Raw genomic sequence first — 19,873 nt, 5'->3', positions numbered from 1 at the left:
ATGCCGACATTGGATGAACTCGCGGAACTGATGCGGGTCCGGCTGGCCGAGGAAGGGCTGGCCGCCGCACCCGAGGTACCGGCCCGCCGTGATCCCGGGCGGGCCCCGCTCTCGTTCGGGCAGCGGTTCGTCTGGGCCCATCAGCAGATCGACCCGGACAGCACCGCCTACAACGTATGCCAGGTCCTGACCTTCCGCGGCGAGGTGCGCGATACCGCGCTGCGCGCGGCGTTCTCGGCACTGGCCCAGCGGCACGAAGTGCTGCGCACCACCTATCACGTCGACGAATCCGGCAATCCCTACCAGCGGATACACGCCGATCTCCCGCCGCGGATCACCGAGACCGAGCTGATCGGCGTGGACACCGCGACCGCGCGTCTGCGGGTCGACGAGCTCGTGGCCGCGGCCGCGCGCGAGAGCTTCGATCTGTCCGCGGATTCCGCCATGCGGCTCACCTTCGTCCGCCTGGATACCGAGACGGTGGTCGTGGTGGTGGTCATCCAGCACATCGCCTGGGACGGAATGTCGCTGCCGGCGTTGTCGCGGGATGTGGGGCGTTTCTATCGGCAGGCGCTCGCCGGTGCGATCCGGGTCGAACCGCCGGTCCGGCAGATCGCCGACTACGCGGAATGGGAGCAGGATCGCTACGCCGACGCCGACCATACGGCCGCCGGCGAATTCTGGGCCGGGCGGTTCGACGGGGAGCTGCCGGAACTGGCGCTGCCCTACGACCGGCGGCCGAGTGCCGTCACCGAGCGCGGAATGCGGTCGGACCGCTTGCTGGGCGCCGCCGCGGAGGCGACACTGCGCACCCTCGGCGAGCGGCTGCGGGCCACGCCGCTACAGGTCTTCCTCGCGGCCTGCTATCTGTCGCTGCGCCGGATCACCGGTACCCGGGACATGGTGGTGGGCACCGCGGTCGCCAACCGCGAGGAATCGGGCACCGAGGATCTGATCGGCAACCTGATCAATATGCTGCCGCTGCGCCTCACCGGCGGAGCGGCCGCCACCTTCGCGGATCTGGTCCGGCATACCGGGGAGGTCAGCAACGCGGCCTTCGCGCACAAACACTTTCCGCAGGAGGCGATCGTCCGGGCCGTCAACCGGGCCACCGGCAATATCGGTTCGCATTTGTTCGATGTGCTGGTGCTGTTCGTGCAGCAGCAGTTCGCCGGACCCGACCTACCCGGTGTGCGCACCAGCTGGCGGCTGGCCGACCACGGCGCGGCCCTGCTGCCGCTGGCGGTGGAGGGATTCGTCCACGCCGACCGGGTGGAGGTGCAGATCACCTATCGCACCGATCTCTTCGACGCGGCCACCGTCGACCGGCTGCACGACTACCTCGATCGCATCCTGGCGAACGCGGCCGCCGATACACCACTGGACCGGCTGCTCGAGCTGTCGGACGCCGATGCCACGAAACTCGCCGGCTGGTCGGCCGGACCGCGAGTGCCGATCCGGCGCGACACTCTCGACGGGATGATCCGCGACGCCACGGCGACCCATCCCGACCGGGTGGCCGTGGTGTTCGGCGATATCGAACTGAGCTACGCCGAATTCGGTACCCGGGTGGCGGCGCTGGCCCGGCTGCTCGCCGACCGCGGTGTGCGACCGGGCGACCGGGTCGGGGTGTTCGCCGAACGCAGTGCGCAACTGCCGGTGATCTTCGCCGCGGTACTGCGGGCCGGGGCGGTCTACACCCCGATCGATCCGAGTTATCCGGCCGACCGGATCGCGTTCCTGGTCGCCGATGCGGCACCGGCGCTGCTGGTGCGCTCGGTCAACGGTGATCGTGCACTTCCCGGGGCCGACGGTATCCCGGTCGTCGACCTGGCCGACGACGAGATCGTCGCCGCGCTGGAGCGGCTGCGGGGTGTCGCCGCCGAACCCGCCCGGCCGGTGCACCCCCTCGATGCCGCCTATCTGCTCTACACCTCCGGTACCACCGGGCGGCCCAAAGGCGTGGTGGTCGGCCATCGTGCCGCCGCCAACCATGTGCAATGGATGCACGACCATTTCGGCTTCGGTGCCGAACGTATTCTGCAGAAGGCGCCCATCGGGTTCGACGTCTCGGTGTTCGAACTGGTCAACGCGCTGTGCACCGGTTCGGCCACCGTACTGCCGCCACCGGACTGGTGGCAGGCGGATGTGGAGGCGCTCACCGAGATCATCGCCCGGCACCGCATCACCCAGATCTCGCTGGTACCCAGTGTGGTGCGCGCACTCCTGGATTCCGGACCCGATCCGGACCGGTTCCGGTCGATGCGGTTCGTGTATCTCGGCGGGGAGGCGGTGCCGCCGGCGCTGGTCGCGGAATCGACCCGGGTGTTCGGCGGGACGGTACTGGGTCTGTACGGGCCGACCGAAGCGGCCATGGACATCACGCACGAGGACTTCGCGGGAGCGCCCGAACAGGGGCCCGCGCTGATCGGGATTCCGGAGGCGAACTCCTCGGTCTTCGTACTGGACGAGCAGTTGCGCCGGGTACCCGTCGGGGTCACCGGTGAGCTGTATCTCGCGGGCGTCCAGCTGGCACAGGGATATCACCGGCGTCCCGGCACCACCGCAGCGACCTTCGTGGCCTGTCCGTTCCCGGTCGAAGCCGGGGCGCGTATGTACCGGACCGGCGATATCGCGCGGTGGAATTCCCGCGGACGTCTGGAATACCTGGGCCGGGCCGACGATCAGGTGAAGATCCGCGGGCACCGGATCGAGCTCGGCGAGATCGGGACGGTGCTGAAGCAGGTACCCGGGATCGCGGCCGCGGCGGCGATCGCGGTGGCCAGGGACACCGATACGGCATTGGCCGCCTACTACGTACCCGAGACCGATTCGGTCTTCACGACCGACAGCGAGGCGGAGAACGCCACTCGTATCCGGGCCCGGCTGGCCGAACGGTTGCCCGATTACATGATTCCCGCGGCTCTGGTCCGGCTGGACCGGCTGCCGCTGACCGCCAACGGGAAACTCGACCGCAAGGCGCTGCCGCTACCCGATCTGGGCAGCGACGCCGGGCGCGGCCGGGCATTGCGCGCCGGTGCCGAACAAGAAGTGGCGCAGTCCATCCGGTCGGTACTGGAGATACCCGCGGCGACGATATTGGCGGCCGACGACGATTTCCTCGCCCTGGGTGGTGATTCCATCAGCGCGATCCGATTGGTCTCGGCGCTCAGGAAACGCGGCCTGGCCGTCACCACCAGCGCCCTGTTCGAGGCGCGCACGGTCGCCGCGATCGCGGCCGCCGCCGCGCCGATACCGGCATCGGATGCCCCGGTTCTGCCCGACGCGGGTGACAGCGGCTGGATACCGCTCGGCCCGGCAGCGCAACGCACCGATCCGGCCGCCGCGTCCCACCGCACCCGCGGCCGGGCCACGGCGCTGGTGACCCCGGCGGGTACCACCGCACCGGATCTCGCCGCCGCGCTCCGGGTTCTCGTCGACCGGCATCCGCTGCTGCGAGCCCGGATCGGCACCGGCCCCGACGGCCGGAGTTCCTACTGTGTACCGGCGCCCGGCGAGCCGGTGCGCTATCCCCGGATCGGCGAGATCGAACTACCGGCCGGGCAATGGGACCGGGCCGCGGAGGTTCTGGCCGAACAGGCACAGGCCGCCGCGGCAACACTGGACCCCGCGACCGGGGCCGTGCTGGAAGCGGTCTGGGTGCGGACGCCCGATGCGGTGATCGGCCGGCTCCTCCTGGTGATCCACAACCTGGTGACCGATGCGGTGACGTGGCAGATCCTGCAGGACGATCTGCGCCGGTTGTGGGCCGGTGAACCGCTCGCGCCCGGATCGGGTACCTCGGTGCGGACCTGGAACACCAACCTGATCCGCTACGCCGATACCGTGACCGGGGAACTCGAGCATTGGCGGCGGGCCACCGCGGGCCCGGACCCGCTACTGGGCACCGGAGAACCCGACCCCGCCGATACCGATACCGGTACCGTGACCGTCACCGCCGAACTCGACCGCCACGACACCGCTGTGCTCGCCGAGACCGCCACCCGGGCTTTCGGCTGCGATTTCGCCGATATCCAGATCGCCGCGCTGACTGTGGCCGTACATCGGTTCCGGCGCGCCCGGGACCGGGACGCGGCCACCGTTTCGCTCATGGTCACCGGGCACGGCCGGGCCGAGAAGCTCTTCCCCGGAGCTGATCTGACGCGTACAGCCGGCTCGTTCGCGAGCCCCTTTCCGGTGGTGTTCGATATCGCCGCCGAATCCGATGAACCGGATATGACCGCCGCGGTCAAGGCGGTCAAGGAACAACTGCGCGCCGTACCCGGATCCGGTATCGGCTACGGGCTGCTGCGCGGGTCCACCGCCGGTGCGTCCCTGCGGAACGCCGCGGAACCACAGCTGGGCTTCGGCTATCTGGGCCGGTTCCCGATGGGTGGCGCGGACGAGGTGGGCGCGATCGCGCCGGAGTCGATCCTTCCGGGCGCGTACGCCGCGGCCGATCAGCCCGCAGAGGTACCGATCGCGTTCGAGACGGCCGTGCTGGCAGACACCGGTGAACCGATACTGCGCGCTGTATTGCGCTGTGCTGCAGGGGAACTGACCTGGGCCGAAGCCCGTGAACTGGGCTACCTGTGGCTGGGTGCGCTGCGCGAACTGGCGAAGACGGTACGCGAGGATCCGGGCCGCCGGCCGACCCCCAGCGATGTACTCGCCCGCGAGGTGACCCAGCTCGATCTGGATCGCTGGCAAGCCGGTCACGGCACCTATGCGGATGTCTATCCGCTGGCGCCGATGCAGTCCGGCCTGTTCTTCACCGCCCTCAGCGCCGGATCCGCCGACCTCTACAACGTGCAGACCCTGATCGGTGTGCGCGGCGACCTCGATATCGGGCGGCTGGCCGCCGCCTACGACACGGTGCTCAACCGCTATCCGAATCTGCGGATCACGATCTCGGTCTCGCATGCGGGCACCCCGTACGGCATCGTGGCCCCGCACGTCGATATCCCGGTCCGCGAAGTCGATTTCGCCGACGACCCGGATTCCGACATCCGGGTGGCGGAGTTGATCCGGGCCGACCAGGCCGAACAGTTCGACCTCGGCCGGGGGCCGATGTTCCGGGTCACCGTGGTAAGGCTGCCCGGAGCACGCCACCTGATCGTGCTGACCATGCATCACCTGCTGCTGGACGGTTGGTCCGGACAGCTGCTGACGCAGGAGATCTTCGCCGAGTTCGCGGTACCCGGGGCCGAACCCCTCGCCGACCCGGAGACCTTCGCCCGCTTCCTGGACCGGGTCCGCGACGACGAAGCGGCCACCGAGGCGGCCTGGAGCGCAGTGCTCGACGGGATCGAACCGTGCCTGGTCGCGCCCGGGCGCGCACCGGGTGGATCGACCCAGCCGGTCGCCTGCGAGTTCGCGATCGACGACGACCTGGTGCGCCGCCTGACCGCGTTGGCGACCGAGCTCGGTACCACCTTCGGTGTGGTGTGCCAGCTGGCCTGGGCGAACGTCCTGCGCTACGTGACCGGGAACGAGACCCCGGTGTTCGGCGAATCGGTGTCGGGCCGCCCGGCCGATCTCGACGGCGTGAACGAGGCCATCGGCTGTTTCGCCAATATCGTGCCCGCCGTCGTACCGATCCGGCGGGAGCTGACCTGGCGGGAACTGCTCGCCGCGACCCGATCGCGGCGGGTGGAACTCATGGAGTACCACCAGTACCCGCTGACCTCGGCCATCCGGGCAACCGGGGCGCGCAGACTCTTCGACAGCATGTTCGTGCTGGAGTCGTATCCGGCGCGCCGCCGGGAGCTGGCCGGACTGCTCGATGACGCGGGGCTGGAACTGGTGTCCTTCGACGCGGGCGGCGCCACCGACAACGCGCTGCTGCTGATGATCTTCCCGGCGAATTCGCTGCTGCTCAGCGACAAGGTCGAGGCCATCATCTTCTACGCCGAGGACGCCTTCGAACCCGATGACGCGCGGATCGTGCAGGCCGCGTTCCTCGACACCCTCCGCGCTGTCGCGGAGCATCCGGACCGTCCGGCCGGTGCGGCATCGATTCTCACCGAAGAAGACGAAGGACTGCTGGTGATGCGGAGGATGTGGCAGTGAACGCCGAGATCGAAGACGTCCTGGCGCTGAGCCCGCTCCAGGAGGGGCTGTTCACCCTGGCCCAGCTGACCGCCGCGGGACACGATGTGTACTCGATTCCGTTCGCGGTCGATATCACCGGCCCGCTCGATATCGCGGTGCTGCGCCGCAGCCTCGAGGCACTGCTGGTCCGCCATCCGAACCTGCGGGCGGTGTTCTGGGACGAGGATCTGCCCAAACCGGTGCAGATCATCCCGACCGCGATCGATCTGCCCTGGCTCGAACTCCACGCCGACGACACCGAGGTGGACGCGGTCACCGAGGCCGAAACGCGGCGGCCGTTCGATCTGCGCAAGGGCCCGGCGCTGCGTGCCGCCCTGGTGACCCGGCCCGCGGCCGCGGACGGTACCGAGCGGCACCGGCTGATCGTGACCGCGCACCACATCCTGCTGGACGGCTGGTCGCTCGGCTTGTTCTTCGCCGAACTGCGGATGCTGTACGCGGCCGGTGCCGCACCGGAGGTACTGCCGCCGGTGCGGCCGTACCGGGATTACATCGGCTGGCTGGCCGGGCGGGATACGGATCTGGTGCGGCAGCAGTGGATGCGGTACCTGGAACCGGTGAGCGGCCCGCTCATGGTCGGCGAGGGCGGGGCCGCGCTGAGCCTCGGCGGACCGGCCGACCCGGTACCTCCCGAGATCACCCGGGTCGGCCTGACCGTCGCGGAGACCCGGACACTGCGGAACTGGGCACGCGAGCACGGGATCACGCTGAACACGGCGGTGCAGTTCGCCTGGACGGTGGTGCTGTCCCGGCTCACCGACCGCGCGGACACCGTCTACGGCACGGTGGTCACCGGGCGTCCCGACCAGATCGCGGGCGTGGACCGGATGATCGGCCTGTTCATCAATACGGTGCCGGTCGCCTTCCGGCTCGACCCGGCCGAAACCGTGGCGGCGAGCTGTCGACGGCTGCAACATGAATCCGCCGCGATGCGGGAAATCGGCTACCTCAGCCTGTCATCGGTGCAGCTGGCCGCCGGGCACAGCGCGCTGTTCGACACGATGTTCGTGTTCCAGAACGCCCCGCTGGACGGGCTTGCCGGAGACCTCGGATCCGGCGGGGTCGCCTTCGAGCCGGTGCTGTCGAAGAACCTCACCCACTATCCGCTGACGGTGGTCGCGCACATCTACGAGGACGAACTGCTGGTCGCGGTGGAAGCCGTACCGGGCGCGCTGCCGTACCGGCCGGACGATATCGGGTCGATGATGCTCACCGTGCTGCGCCGCCTCCCCGGCATCGCCGGGGCGGCGACCGGCACCGTCGAGGTGCACTCGGCCGCCGATGCCGCGGGGCTGTTGCGCGGCGCCGTGGTTCCGGAATTGCCCGAGACCGATTCGGGGTCGACGGTTTTCGAGCTCTTCGAACGTCAGGTCGCGGCCACTCCGGACGCCGTGGCGCTCGCCGACGCCACCCCGGGCGCGACCACTACGAACATCTCGACGCCGGACGCCGTGGAGCTGACCTACCGGCAACTGCACGATCGGGCGACCCGGCTGGCCCGGGAACTCGTCGCGGCCGGGGTCGGGCCGGAGGACACGGTCGCGCTGTGCCTGCCGCGCGGTGCGCGGTCGATCGTGGCGGTGCTGGCGGTGTTCGCGGCCGGTGCCGCCTATGTGCCCGTCGACATCACCCTGCCGGCGGCGCGCATCGGATCGATCCTCCGGCAGTCCCGGCCGCGGCTACTGCTCACCGCAACGGGTTACGCGGCCGATCCGGACGGCCCGCCCGCGCTGGACCTCGACGATCCGGGGGTCGCCGGCCGTATCGAGCGGCGTCCGGTAGGGGCGCCTCCGGTGCGCCGTCATCCGGACCACTGTGCCTATGTCATCTTCACTTCCGGCTCCACTGGTGAGCCGAAAGGGGTCGCGAATACCCACCGGGCGCTCGTCGCCTATTTCGCCGACCACCGGGAGCGGGTGTACCGGCCCGCGGTCCGCGCACTGGGTCGGCCGCTGCGGATCGCGCACGCGTGGTCACTGAGTTTCGATGCCTCCTGGCAACCCATGATCGGCCTGCTCGACGGGCACAGCGTCCACGTGTTCGGCGAGGAGACGATGCGCGATGCGACGGGCCTGGTCACCGGACTGACCCGGTCCGGGATCGACATGATCGATACGACACCGTCGATGTTCCGGCAGCTGGAGGCCACCGGGCTGCCGGACGGGCAGCTCACTGTGCTCGCCCTCGGCGGTGAGGCCGTCGACGCGCAGCTGTGGGCGCGGCTGCGCTCGCTGACCGGTGTCGCGGTGCACAACTGCTACGGGCCGACCGAGACGACCGTGGAGGCGGTGGTCGCGAATGTGACCGCCCTCCGGCCCGGTGATCCGGATCCGGATTCGGCCATCATCGGTATGCCGACCGCCGGAATGTCGGCATACGTGCTGGATTCGCGGTTGCGGCCGGTACCGGTCGGTGTGGTCGGGGAGCTGTATCTGTCCGGACCGCAGGTCGCGCGCGGCTATCTCGGCCGGTCGGCCGCCACGGCTGGACGTTTCGTCGCCGACCCGGTACGCGCCGGAGAACGGATGTATCGCACCGGCGATCTGGTCCGGCACCGTCCGCACGGTGGTCTCGAATATCTGGGTCGTGCCGACGATCAGGTGAAGATCCGCGGCTACCGGATCGAGATCGGCGAGGTGGAGACCGCGCTGCGCGATCTGCCCGGAATCGCCGCGGCCGCCGCGATCGTGCACCGCCGCGGTGACGGCGCGGGACTGGTGGGGTTCCTGGTGCCCGAGCCCGGCGGGCCGGTGGACCCGGCCCGGCTGCGCGGTCTGCTGGCCGAGGTGCTGCCCACCTATATGGTTCCCGCGCGGCTCGCCGTGCTGGACACCCTGCCGGTCAATACGAACGGCAAACTCGACGTCCGCGCCCTCGCCGAGCGTGCCGACGAATTCGTGCGTGCGCAGCATCGTGACCGGGCGGAGCCGGCCACCGCGACCGAACACGCGCTGAGCGCGGTGCTCGCCGAGGTGTTCGACGGCGGCGCACCGGGTGTCGACGAGGATTTCTTCGCGCTCGGTATGGACAGTATCGTCGCGATCTCGCTGGTGAACCGGGCCCGGCGGCACGGTCTCGCCGTGACCCCGCGAATGGTGGTGACCGCGCCGACTGTTCGCGATCTCGCCGCCGCGATCGATGCCGGTTCGGCCGTGACCGCGGAATCCGACGAACCCGATTACGGACCGGTGCCGCCACTGCCCATCGTGTCGTGGATGTATGCACAACAGCACTATCGGCGGCTCGCGCAGGGAGTGCTGCTGACGGTCCCGGCCGAACTGGACCGCGCCGATCTGCAGGCGGTACTGCAGGCGGTGCTGGATGCGCACGACACACTGCGAGCAGTACTGACCGAGACCCCGGACGGCCCGCGCCTGGTCACCCGGGAACCGGGCACCGTCTCGGCGGCGGCTGTCCTGACCGATATCGAGTTCGACTCCGGCCGCGGCGAATCCGATCTCGCGGCCATGATCCACGGCGCGGCCCGTGACGCGCTCGACGAACTCGATCCCCATGGTGGGCAACTGGTGCGCGCGCTACGTTTCCGTGGCACACCCCGCGGTGACCTGCTCGTGCTGGCAGCCCACCATCTCGCGGTGGACGTGGTGTCGTGGAGCATTCTCATCGCCGGACTCGCCCAGGCGTGGGAGCAGATCGCCGCCGGCCGGACGCCCGCGCTCGCGGCGGAACATACGTCGTACCGCCGGTGGTCGCAGCTGCTGTGGCAGCGGGCCGGGGAATCGGAGGTGGCCGCGCAGCGCGACTATTGGGTGTCCCGGGTACGGGATCCCGATCCGGTACTGGGTGTGCGCGCGGTGCGGGACAGCGATACCTGGTCGTCCCTGCGATTCACCGAGGTGCCGGCTTCGACTGCGACCACCGCGTCGATCCTGGCGGCGGCGACCGGCCAGGACGGCATCCGCGATCTACTGCTGGCCGCGCTGACCGCGACACTGGCGTCGTGGCGGCGGGAACGCGGTGACGATCATCGCGCCGGTGCGCTGATCGCAATGGAGAGCCACGGCCGGTCCGATATCGTGGCCGGCTGCGATATCTCGGCGACCGTCGGCTGGTTCTCGAACGTGTACCCGGTCCGGCTCGGCGCGGGCGCGGACACGGTGGATGTGACGGGGGCCGAGGAAGTGCCGGGCGCCGCTCGCGCGCTCCTGGATTCGGTCGCCGCGCAGATGCGCGCGGTCCCAGGGCAGGGGCTCGATTTCGGACTGCTGCGCGAGATCGTGGGTGTGCCCGAACTCGTCGCCGCCGCGGACCCGCAGGTCGAGTTCAACTATCTCGGCCGGCTGGACCTCGGCGGATACCGGGACGGCGACTGGTCGATGATCACCGATCCCGGCCTCGCCGCGGCCCTGCCGGTGGATACCGAACCGGATCTGCCGGTGCGCTATCCGCTCAGTCTCATCGCCACGGTCGACGCCACTCCGGAGGGACCGCGGCTGATGACCCGTTGGCGCTGGAGCGAGGGGCCGTTCACCGCCGCCGATATCGATCGGCTGGCCGGATTGTGGAGCCGGGCCGTCGCCGCGCTCGCACTCCGGCCCCACATCGCACGGGAGTCGTGAGAACCCGTGGATCTATTCGTCATCGAGCCCCGCGGTATCGGGTCGCGTCCAGCGCTGGACCCGCCGCCGGCCGGGCACTGGACCGGGATGCCCCGGTCGTTTCGACACAGCAGCAGAGCGGAGTGATCGTATGCAGAGTCCAGGGTGGATCAGGAAGTTCCACAGATCGAAGGCGGCCGATCCGCTGCCGCTGCTGATCTTTCCGCACGCGGGGTCGGGGGCCTCGGCCTACCGGGCCCTGTCCAAGGCCTTCAGCGCGGATTTCGACGTCTTCGTCTTCCAGTACCCGGGCCGGCAGGACCGGGCGAACGAACCGGCGCTCACCTCGCTGGTCGATATCGCGAACGGTGCGTTCGCGGAGTTCCGGGCCGCGGCGGTACATCGCGGACTGCCGTTCGTGACCTTCGGGCACAGTATGGGTTCGCTGGTGTCCTTCGAATTCGTCCAGCTCGCCGAGGCCGCGGGTATGCCGGTGAACCAGGCCGTGATCTCCGCCGCGGTCGCACCGTGCCGTGGCGAGCACCGCAAACCGGCCCCCACCGACGACGACGAACTGCTCGACCATCTGGCGAAACTCGAGGGAACCGGCTCCGATGTGCTCGCCAGCCGTGAGCTGATGCGGATGGCGCTGCCCGCCATCAAGGCCGATCACGCGGCCTCCGACGCCTACCGGTGCGATCCGGAGGTGAAGATCGCCACCCGGATCCACGCGATCGGCGGTGACCGCGATCCGATCGTCAGCATCGCCGATCTCAACGGCTGGCGCCGCCACAGCGGCGAGGTGGAGGTCACGGTGTTCGACGGCGGCCACTTCTATCTGAACGACCATGTGGCGGCCCTCGCCGGGCTGGTGGCCGAGAGCGCACGGTCGGGATCGAACGCATGACACGAGGATCTGCAATGGCTCAGGACACTGCGACCGACCATATCGTCATCTCCGGTATGGCCGTCGAAACGGCCGGTGGAATCGACGAACCCCGCGCCCTGTGGGACGCGCTCGTCGAATCCCGGGAACTCATCGGCCCTTTCCCGCGCGATCGTGGCTGGAATATCGACGAGCTGCTCTCGCTGCACCGGATGGAGGGCTGGAGCCGGGTCAACGATGCCGGGGGATTCCTGGACACGGCGGCCGAATTCGATCCCGGTGTCTTCGGAATCGGAAAACGTGACGCCCTCGCCGCGGATCCGCAGCAGCGGGTGATGCTGCGCACGGTCTGGCGTGCGCTGGAGAACGCCGGGATGAATCCGGGGGAGCTCGCCGGGGCGGATGTCGGGTGCTTCCTCGGCGCGTCGCCGATGGAATACGGTCCGCGCGGGGCCGCGGTCAACGAGTACTCGGGTCACCGGACGATCGGTTTCAGCACCTTCGGTATGTCCGGGCGGGTCTCGCACAGTCTGGGACTGATCGGCCCGTCGGTGAACATCGACTCGGCGTGCGCGTCGTCGCTGACGGCGCTGCACTTGGCGGCGGCGGCCGTCCGGGCCGACGAATGCGAGTGGGCGCTGGCCGGTGCCGTGAGCGTCATGGGTTCGGCCGGTGCGTTCTACGAATTCTCCCGGCTGGGTGCGCTGTCGACCGACGGCCACTGCCGCGCATACGCCGATAACGCCTCCGGGACGCTGTGGGGCGAGGGCGTGGGCGTGGTCGTGCTCGAGAAAGAATCCCGGGCCCGGCGGCTCGGGCACCGTATCTACGGCCGGATCCTGGGCTCCCACCACAATCACAACGGCGCGGGCAAACCGATCCTGGTGCCGCGAACCGATGCGCAGGAACGGGTGATCCGCAAGACGATCGCCACGGCCGGTATCGATCCCGCAATCGTGGGGATGATCGAGGGGCACGGCACCGCCACCCGCGCCGGTGATCCCGTCGAGATCCGGGCGTTGCAGAACACCTATGGCGAGGGCGGCTCGACCGCTCCGCTCGGTTCGGTGAAGGCCAATGCCGGTCACGCTCAGGCGGCCGCCGGAATGCTCGGCCTGACCAAACTCCTGCTGTCCGGCCTGTACGGACAGATACCACCCACCCTGTACGCCGAGACGCCGACCACCCGGGTCGATTGGGATCGCACCGGTGTGCGGCTGGCCGCCGAACTCACCGAGTGGAAACCGGTGGACGGATACCGCTACGGCGCCATCTCGTCGTTCGGGGCCGGTGGAGCCAATGCCCACGCGATCATCGCGATGCCTGCCTGTGAGGAGAACGGCGATGTCTAGCCATCGGATGCCCGACGGGTCGGTTCCGGTTCTGCTGTCCGCGGATTCGCCGGATCTGTTGTCGACGGAAGCGGCCGCGATCGGCGCCTATGTACGCGAGCACGCTGCGGTCACCGCGGGGGAGATCGCCGATATGCTCTTCCGGACCCGGGTGGCGCGCCGCCACCGGGCCTTGGCACTGGTGCCCGACCGCGACACCCTGGACGGTGCGCTGGCCGCGGTCGCCGCCGGACGCGAACATCCCGCCGTGGTCCGCAGCAGCACCGTCGTCGCCCGCAAACATGCCTTCGTGTTCCCGGGACAGGGCGGGCAGCGACCGGGTATGGGGAAGGTCTTCTACGAAGGCTCGCCCGCCTATCGCGACGAGGTGGACCGCTGTGTCGCCGAATTCGCCGAATTGTTCGGTGCCGCACCGCTGGACTATCTGCTCGACGATTCCGTGGCGGCGCACGATTCGGCCCGGCTCGTGCAGCCCGCGTTGTTCCTGCAGATGGCCGGACTGGCCGCGCTGTGGCGGTCGGCCGGGGTGGAACCCGCGGCCGTGGTCGGGCACAGCCAGGGCGAGATCGCCGCGGCCTACGTATCCGGGAAGATGACGCGCCGCGACGCGCTGCTGGTCGTGGGTGCCCGGGCCGAAGCCGTCGACGGTATCGCTCCCGAGGATTACGCGATGGCGGTCGTCGAGGCCGACCGCGAGGAGGCCGAATCCCTGCTCGCCCGGCGGTCGGGCTGGGCCGAGGTCTCGGTGATCAATTCCCCGCGCATGGTGGGTATCTCGGGTGATCGCGCAGTGGTCGCCGAGGTGGTCGACACCCTGGCCGAGGCCGGGCGGTTCAGCCGGGTCATCCGGGTTCGCTATCCGGCGCACACCGGTATGGTCAGCGGCCTGCGCGCGGATCTGCGTTCGAGCCTGGCCGACCGGCTGACCGAACAGCACTTCCTGGACAGCGCGATTCCCGCGTTCGGCGCCACCCTGGGTGAGGCGTTCCCCACCGAGACGACGCTCGACGACTATTGGTTCTGGAACCTGCGCAACACCGTTCGTTTCGATCGAGCGATCGCCGCGGCGGTGGCAGCCGGTGCCGATTCGTTCGTGGAACTGGCCGAACATCCCACCCTGCAACTCCCGATCCGGGAGAACCTGGAAACTGTTACGGCACCGTCCGAAACCGTCAACGCGGTGCCCGCGACGGTCACCGGTACCTCCAATCGGAGCGCCGAGGACCTCACGCTGTTCACCCGTAATCTGGCGTCTCTCGCGGTGAACGACCAGAACTACCGCTGGTCGGCACTGGCCACGGTGAGCGGGACACCCCGCCCGCCGCTGCTCGACTTCCCGAATACACCGATGAGCCGGCAGCGGTTGTGGTTGCCCCTCGGGGTCGGCGCCGAACCGGCGGCCCGGCCGGTCGCCGCGGCCCCGCAGGTGGCGCCGGCACCGGCGCCGGTGACTCCGGTGCCCGAACCGGCGGTGCCCGCCCAGCTGCTCGTCGAGGAGTGGACCCGGCTGACCCGGCGCAAGCTGGTGGCGCCGCGCGCCGTCGGCCTGGTCGACGCGACCGGCGACTGCGCCGAACTGGCTGCGGCGCTGTGCACGGCGGCGGAGAACCACGGGGCGACTGCCCGGCTCGTCGCTGCGGATACCGGTGGCGACCTGGCCGGGATCGAAGCCGTCGTCGTCCTGCTGCCCGCGGCCTCCGATCAGGAGATCGGCGAGGCGGTCGCGGATTTCTTCGGCACCCGCGCCTGGTGGTCGAAACCCGAGGCGACCGTCACCGATTTCTGGCTGGTCACCGTCGGTGGTGAAGCGGTCCTGCCCGGGGACGAGCCGCATCCGGTACCGGCCGCCGCGGCGGCCGGTTTCCGGTCGATCGGCGCGGAGTACCCGGGGATCGCCTTCCGGCATCTCGATCTCGCCGCGGCGACCGCGGATACGGCGGATGCGGTGCTGACGGCGTTGCACACCGCCGAGGAGCCCGAACTCGCCGTTCGCGCGGGCAACCTCTACGCGAAACGGCTCACCGAGGCCGAGCCGGCCGCCGAACCGGCTGCCGTACCGCACAATGTGCTGATCACCGGGGGGACCGGCAAGGTCGGCCTGGAATTCTGCGCGTATTTCGCCCGGACCGGCTCGCGGCGGATCACGCTGGTCAGCCGATCCGGCGAAACCGTGGCGGTGACCCGGAAACTCGCACCGATCCGGGCTACCGGAGCGACGGTCCGGGTGCTGTCCTGCGATATCGGTGATCCCGCGGCCGTGCGGGAGTTGGCGGCCGAGTTCGACGGCACGCCGATCGATTTCGTCCTGCACGCCGCCGCGGACTACGCGGGGATCGAGGGCATCGAACTGGCCGAGATCACCCGTGCACAGGTGGTCGAACTGCTGCGGGCCAAGGTCGGCGGGCTCACCGAGGTGCTGGGTGTGCTGCCGATGGCCGCGGGGGTCCGGGTACTGCTGTGCTCGTCGCTCGCCGCCACCCTGGCCGGGCGGGGCACCATCGTCTACTCGGCGGCCAACCGGATGCTCGACGCACTCGCGCACCGGTTGCGTGCCGCCGGAACGGACTGTGTGTCGGTGCAGTGGGGGCAGTGGGCGGTCCACGAAGGGGTCGGTGCCTCCGATATCGCGAAGCTGGCCGAGGTCGGCTATCTGCCGATGCGTTCGGCCGACGCCATCGCGCTGGGACTGGGCCGGTCGGCCGGGAACACGGTCGTCGCAGCCTTCGACTGGGACCGTGGCCGTTCGGTCTTCGGCGCGTTCGGCTACGGACCGCTGCTGTCCGGACTGGTCACCCCGGCGGCCGGAAGCGGCCCGGATCCGGCGCCGGCAACCGCGGCACCGGACTCCGGTGCCGCGGTACCCACGGCCCAGCGGATCGTGGAGCTGTTCGCGCAGGTTCTCGGTGAGGACGATCTCGGGTCGATCGACACCACCCGGCCGCTGGTGGCGCTCGGGCTGGACTCGCTCCAGGCCCTGGAACTACGTCGCCGGGTCCAGCAGGAATACGGTTACGAATTACCGGTCGGCGACCTGGTCGGCGGGGCCTCGCTCGACGATGTGGTCCGGCTCCTCGGTGATCGGCCCGCGCTGCGGCCGGCCGGGTCCGCTGCACCCGGCACCGCACCCGCGCGAACCACGCCGCCACGCACCGGGATACGCCAGGTCAGCGCCTTGCCCGTCGACGCGGCGGATCTCGGTGAGAAGGCCGGATGGGCGGCCGAACAGGTCGTCCCCGCGGATCTGGACAGCGAGCGGTTGCGTTCGGCCCGGCACGATCTCGACCTGTTCGGTGCCGCCGCCATGCATCGTGCGCTGGAACCGGTTCTGCGCGACGGTGCCGTACACACCGTCGACGACATCGCCGAACGGTTGAAGGTCGCGGCGCGGCACCGCTGGCTGCTGCGGCAGTGGCTACAGGAACTCACCCGGCACGGGTCGCTGACCGGCGACGCCGACGGCGGCTATCGCTATGTGCGTGACCTCCCGGCCCCGGTCCGGAGCGAGCTCGTGCAGGCCTGCACGGATCTCGGTTACGCACCCGAGCTCGCCACTTTCCTCGGCGGTACCAACGAACATCTGACCGAACTGATCCAGGACCGGATGCGGGTGCAGGAACTGCTGTTCCCGGGCGGCGATATGTTCACCGCCGAGGCGACCTATCGCGAGAACGCGATCAGCCGCTATCTCAACCACGCCGCCCGGGAGATCGTTGCCGGAACGGTCACCCGGCTGCGCGCGGATCGGTCGCCGGTGCGGATCCTGGAACTCGGTGCGGGGGTCGGCGGGACCACCGACGATGTCGTGGCCGGGCTGACCGATCTGCCGGTCGAATACCACTTCACCGATGTCTCGAACTTCTTCCTCGACGCGGCGCGCGCGAGGTTCGCCGACCGGCCGTGGATGCGGTTCGCCATCGTGGACATGAACGCCGATCTGGCGCGGCAGCCGCGCTACGACCTGGTGATCGCCTCCAACGTATTGCACAACGCCCATCACATCGGGCACACGCTGCGCGAACTGCACGATCTGCTGAATCCCGGCGGTGCGGTGGTGTTCATCGAGACGGTGGTGGCGCACAGCCAATTGCTCACCTCGGTGCATTTCCTCATGTCGCCCGCACCCGGACAACCGCATGCCGGGGCCACGGATGTGCGGGCCGGTACGGATCGGATCTTCCTGACCGAGGACGAATGGGTGGATCAGCTCGCCGCGTCGGGACTGCGGCCGATGCTGGTGCTGCCCGAGGCCGATCATCCACTGGCGCTGCTGGATCAGCGGGTGTTCGCCGCCGTGCGCGACGCGTAGGCCCCGGACGTGAACGAGTAGAAGTCGCCGGGTCGGCGGCGGGGAACATCAGGATGGAGAACACGATGTCAGAGAAACGGGCGGATTCCGGCGACGCGATCGTCGTCGAATCCGTCGTGAAGTCGTTCGGCGAGGTGAAAGCACTGCGCGGTATCGACTTCCGGGTACCGGCCGCAAGTGTGCTCGGCGTGCTCGGTCCCAACGGCGCGGGGAAGACCACTACCGTGTCGGTGCTGTCCACGCTGATCCGGCCGGATTCGGGCCGCGCGGTGGTGGCGGGATACGACGTGGTCCGCGATGCCGCCGAAGTACGGAAATCGATCATGCTCACCGGCCAGTACGCGGCGCTGGACGAAATGCTCACCGGCCGGGAGAACCTGGTGCTGTTCGGCCGGCTGCTGGGCCTGCGCCGCGGCGCCGCCCGGCAGCGGGCCGACGAGCTGCTGGAACGCTTTTCGCTCACCGAAGCGGCCGACCGGCGCGTCGGACAGTATTCCGGTGGTATGCGGCGCCGGATCGATATCGCGTGCGGACTGGTGCGCTCGCCCCGGGTGGTGTTCCTCGACGAACCGACGACCGGCCTGGATCCGGTGAGCCGCCAGCAGCTGTGGGCACTGGTCCGCGAACTCAAGGCCCAGGGCGTGACGATTCTGCTCACCACCCAGTATCTGGAGGAGGCGGACGCGCTCAGCGACAACATCATCGTGGTCGACAAGGGCACGGTGATCGCCGAGGGCACCGCCGATGTACTCAAGGCCCGTTCGGGTTCGAGCTACTGCGAAGTCGTACCGGTGGAGCCCGGCGATGTCCCGGCCGTGGTGGCCGCGCTGTCCCCGCTCGCGGAATGCACCGTCGCCGATTCCGCCGACCGGGTCTCGCTGCCCGCGCCCGACGGCGCCGCCACGCTGACCGCGGCGCTGGCCCGGCTCACCGAGGCCGATATCGACCTGATCGATATCGCATTGCGGCGGCCGTCGCTGGACGAGGTCTTCATCCGGCTCACCACCGGAACCGCGGAGACCGAGCCGGTAGAGGTCACCGCGTGAGTGGGCCGGGCCTCGCAGCGAGCAGCGCCGGTCTCGCGGTCGAGCCGGCGGCGGGCTCGCCGGTGAGCCTGCGGGTTCCACCCGGTATGCAGTGGGCCGCGCTCAGCGAGCGGTCGATCCGGGCGGCCGTGCGGGAGGGCGATCTGATCCTCGCCTTCGCCGCCCCGCTGACCTTCTTCGTCTGTTTCTATGTGCCCCTGCGGAAATCGGTGGAGGCGAGTGGGGTCGACTACGCGCAGTACCTGCTTCCGCTGATCATCGTGCACGCGATGTTCTTCAGTTCCATGTTCGCCGCCGACCGGGCGGCCCGGGAAGTCGCCGGGGGGATGGGCAGCCGACTGCGGGCCATGCCGGTGGCCTCGTGGGTGCCGCCGGCCGCGCGAGTTTCGGCGAATCTTGCCCGCGCGCTCACCGCGATCTGCGGTGCGCTGGTGATCGGGGCGTTGTTCGGGTTCCGCTTCCACGGCCCGGTAACCGCACTGGTGTTCCTGGGGCTGGTCCTCGGGTTCGGGCTGGCGATGATGCTGGCCACCGACGCGCTCGGCACCGCGACAGCGAACCCGCAGGTGGGCGCGACGGTGCTGTTCGTCCCGCAACTCCTGCTGGTCATGATCTCTACCGGTTTCGTCCCGGCCGAGGGCTTCCCGGGCTGGATCCAGCCGTTCGTCCGCAATCAGCCGGTATCGCAGGTTGCCGACGCGTTGCGCGGGCTCGCCGACGGACGCTACCCGGACGGACTCGCGATCGCGGTGGCCTGGGTCGCGGGACTGCTGGTGGTGGGCGCTGCCCTGGCGGTATGGACGGAAAGGAAGCGGCGGTGACCACATTTCTGGATCAGGCGCTGGTGGAGACCGGGCGGCTGCTGCGGCGCTGGAGCCGGCAACAGGAGGTGCTGTCCACCACGCTGGTGCTGCCGATCCTGTTGCTGCTCATGTTCGAATTGGTGCTGAGTAGAACGCTCGGCACGACCGGCGACGCGGAGCCGCTGTACGGGTTCGTGCCGTTGATCGCCGTCGCGGGCGCGATGTACGGGGCGATGGGTACCGGGGAATCGCTGTTCGGCGAACGGCAGAGCGGGCTGCTGCGCCGGTTCTGGGTGTTGCCGGTGTATAGGGCCAGTGCGCTGCTGGGCCGGTTGATCGCCGAATGCGCGCGGGCCGCGGTCGCGACTGTGCTGGTGGTGGTGGTCGGGGTACTGCTGGGCCTGCGTTTCGACAACGGCTGGGCCGGCGTGCTCGGTGTGATCGCGGTCCCGGTGATCGTGGTCGCCGGATTCACGCCCTTGGTGGTGACGGTCGGCGTGAGCCGGGCGGGTGGCCAGGCAGTCCAGATATTCGCGATCCTGGTGCTGGTCGGTATGTTCTTCAATTCCGGTTTCGTGCCGCTGGAGAACTACCCGGGTTGGTTGCAGCCGATCGTCCGAGGACAGCCGATGAGCTGTGCGATCGAGACCATGCGCGGATTCCTGCTCGGCGGGCCGATCGCCACACCGCTGGCGCAGACCGTGGCCTGGGCGGTGGGGATGGTCGCGGTATTCGGGGCGCTCGCCGTCCGCGGATACCGGAACGCGGCCGAGAGCTGATCGGCCCGCACCGAATTCCGGTGCCGAC

8 protein-coding genes are annotated in these 19,873 nt (G+C 69.7%); all 8 read left to right on the top strand.

Going from position 1 to position 19,873, the window contains the following annotated elements; all coding sequences use genetic code 11:
- Window positions 1-6,072, top strand: coding sequence for an amino acid adenylation domain-containing protein (locus ACWCPQ_RS22760; protein ID WP_449902024.1), 6,072 nt, complete (start codon window positions 1-3; stop codon window positions 6,070-6,072).
- Window positions 6,069-10,694: an amino acid adenylation domain-containing protein gene (locus ACWCPQ_RS22755; RefSeq protein ID WP_449902022.1), complete on the top strand. Its 4,626-nt coding sequence runs from the start codon at window positions 6,069-6,071 to the stop codon at window positions 10,692-10,694. Before ACWCPQ_RS22760 ends, ACWCPQ_RS22755 begins: the two co-directional genes overlap by 4 nt.
- A gap of 130 nt (window positions 10,695-10,824) precedes the next feature.
- Window positions 10,825-11,580 (top strand): thioesterase II family protein, encoded by a 756-nt coding sequence (locus tag ACWCPQ_RS22750; protein WP_449902020.1) that lies wholly within the window; start codon window positions 10,825-10,827, stop codon window positions 11,578-11,580.
- A gap of 14 nt (window positions 11,581-11,594) precedes the next feature.
- On the top strand, window positions 11,595-12,911 hold the full coding sequence (locus tag ACWCPQ_RS22745) for a beta-ketoacyl [acyl carrier protein] synthase domain-containing protein (RefSeq protein ID WP_449902017.1): 1,317 nt from the start codon (window positions 11,595-11,597) through the stop codon (window positions 12,909-12,911).
- Between the two features lie 55 nt (window positions 12,912-12,966).
- Window positions 12,967-17,217 (top strand): nocobactin polyketide synthase NbtC, encoded by a 4,251-nt coding sequence (gene nbtC, locus ACWCPQ_RS22740; protein WP_449902133.1) that lies wholly within the window; start codon window positions 12,967-12,969, stop codon window positions 17,215-17,217.
- A 65-nt stretch (window positions 17,218-17,282) separates the two neighbouring features.
- On the top strand, window positions 17,283-18,263 hold the full coding sequence (locus ACWCPQ_RS22735) for an ATP-binding cassette domain-containing protein (protein WP_449902015.1): 981 nt from the start codon (window positions 17,283-17,285) through the stop codon (window positions 18,261-18,263).
- Window positions 18,260-19,084, top strand: a complete 825-nt coding sequence (locus ACWCPQ_RS22730; RefSeq protein WP_449902013.1) for an ABC transporter permease — start codon at window positions 18,260-18,262, stop codon at window positions 19,082-19,084. The genes ACWCPQ_RS22735 and ACWCPQ_RS22730 overlap by 4 nt, the downstream gene beginning before the upstream one ends.
- Window positions 19,081-19,845: an ABC transporter permease gene (locus ACWCPQ_RS22725; RefSeq protein WP_449902011.1), complete on the top strand. Its 765-nt coding sequence runs from the start codon at window positions 19,081-19,083 to the stop codon at window positions 19,843-19,845. The genes ACWCPQ_RS22730 and ACWCPQ_RS22725 overlap by 4 nt, the downstream gene beginning before the upstream one ends.
- Window positions 19,846-19,873: the final 28 nt, after the last annotated feature.

Source organism: Nocardia sp. NPDC001965 (assembly GCF_053594175.1).
Note: the sequence above shows the minus strand (reverse complement) of the source record. Positions and strands in the feature narration are given on the sequence as shown.

Coding starts and splice junctions, on each gene's coding strand:
- ACWCPQ_RS22745 (WP_449902017.1), top strand. CDS start 11,595: ATGGCTCAGGACACTGCGACCGACCATATCGTCATCTCCGGTATGGCC.
- ACWCPQ_RS22735 (WP_449902015.1), top strand. CDS start 17,283: ATGTCAGAGAAACGGGCGGATTCCGGCGACGCGATCGTCGTCGAATCC.
- ACWCPQ_RS22750 (WP_449902020.1), top strand. CDS start 10,825: ATGCAGAGTCCAGGGTGGATCAGGAAGTTCCACAGATCGAAGGCGGCC.
- ACWCPQ_RS22760 (WP_449902024.1), top strand. CDS start 1: ATGCCGACATTGGATGAACTCGCGGAACTGATGCGGGTCCGGCTGGCC.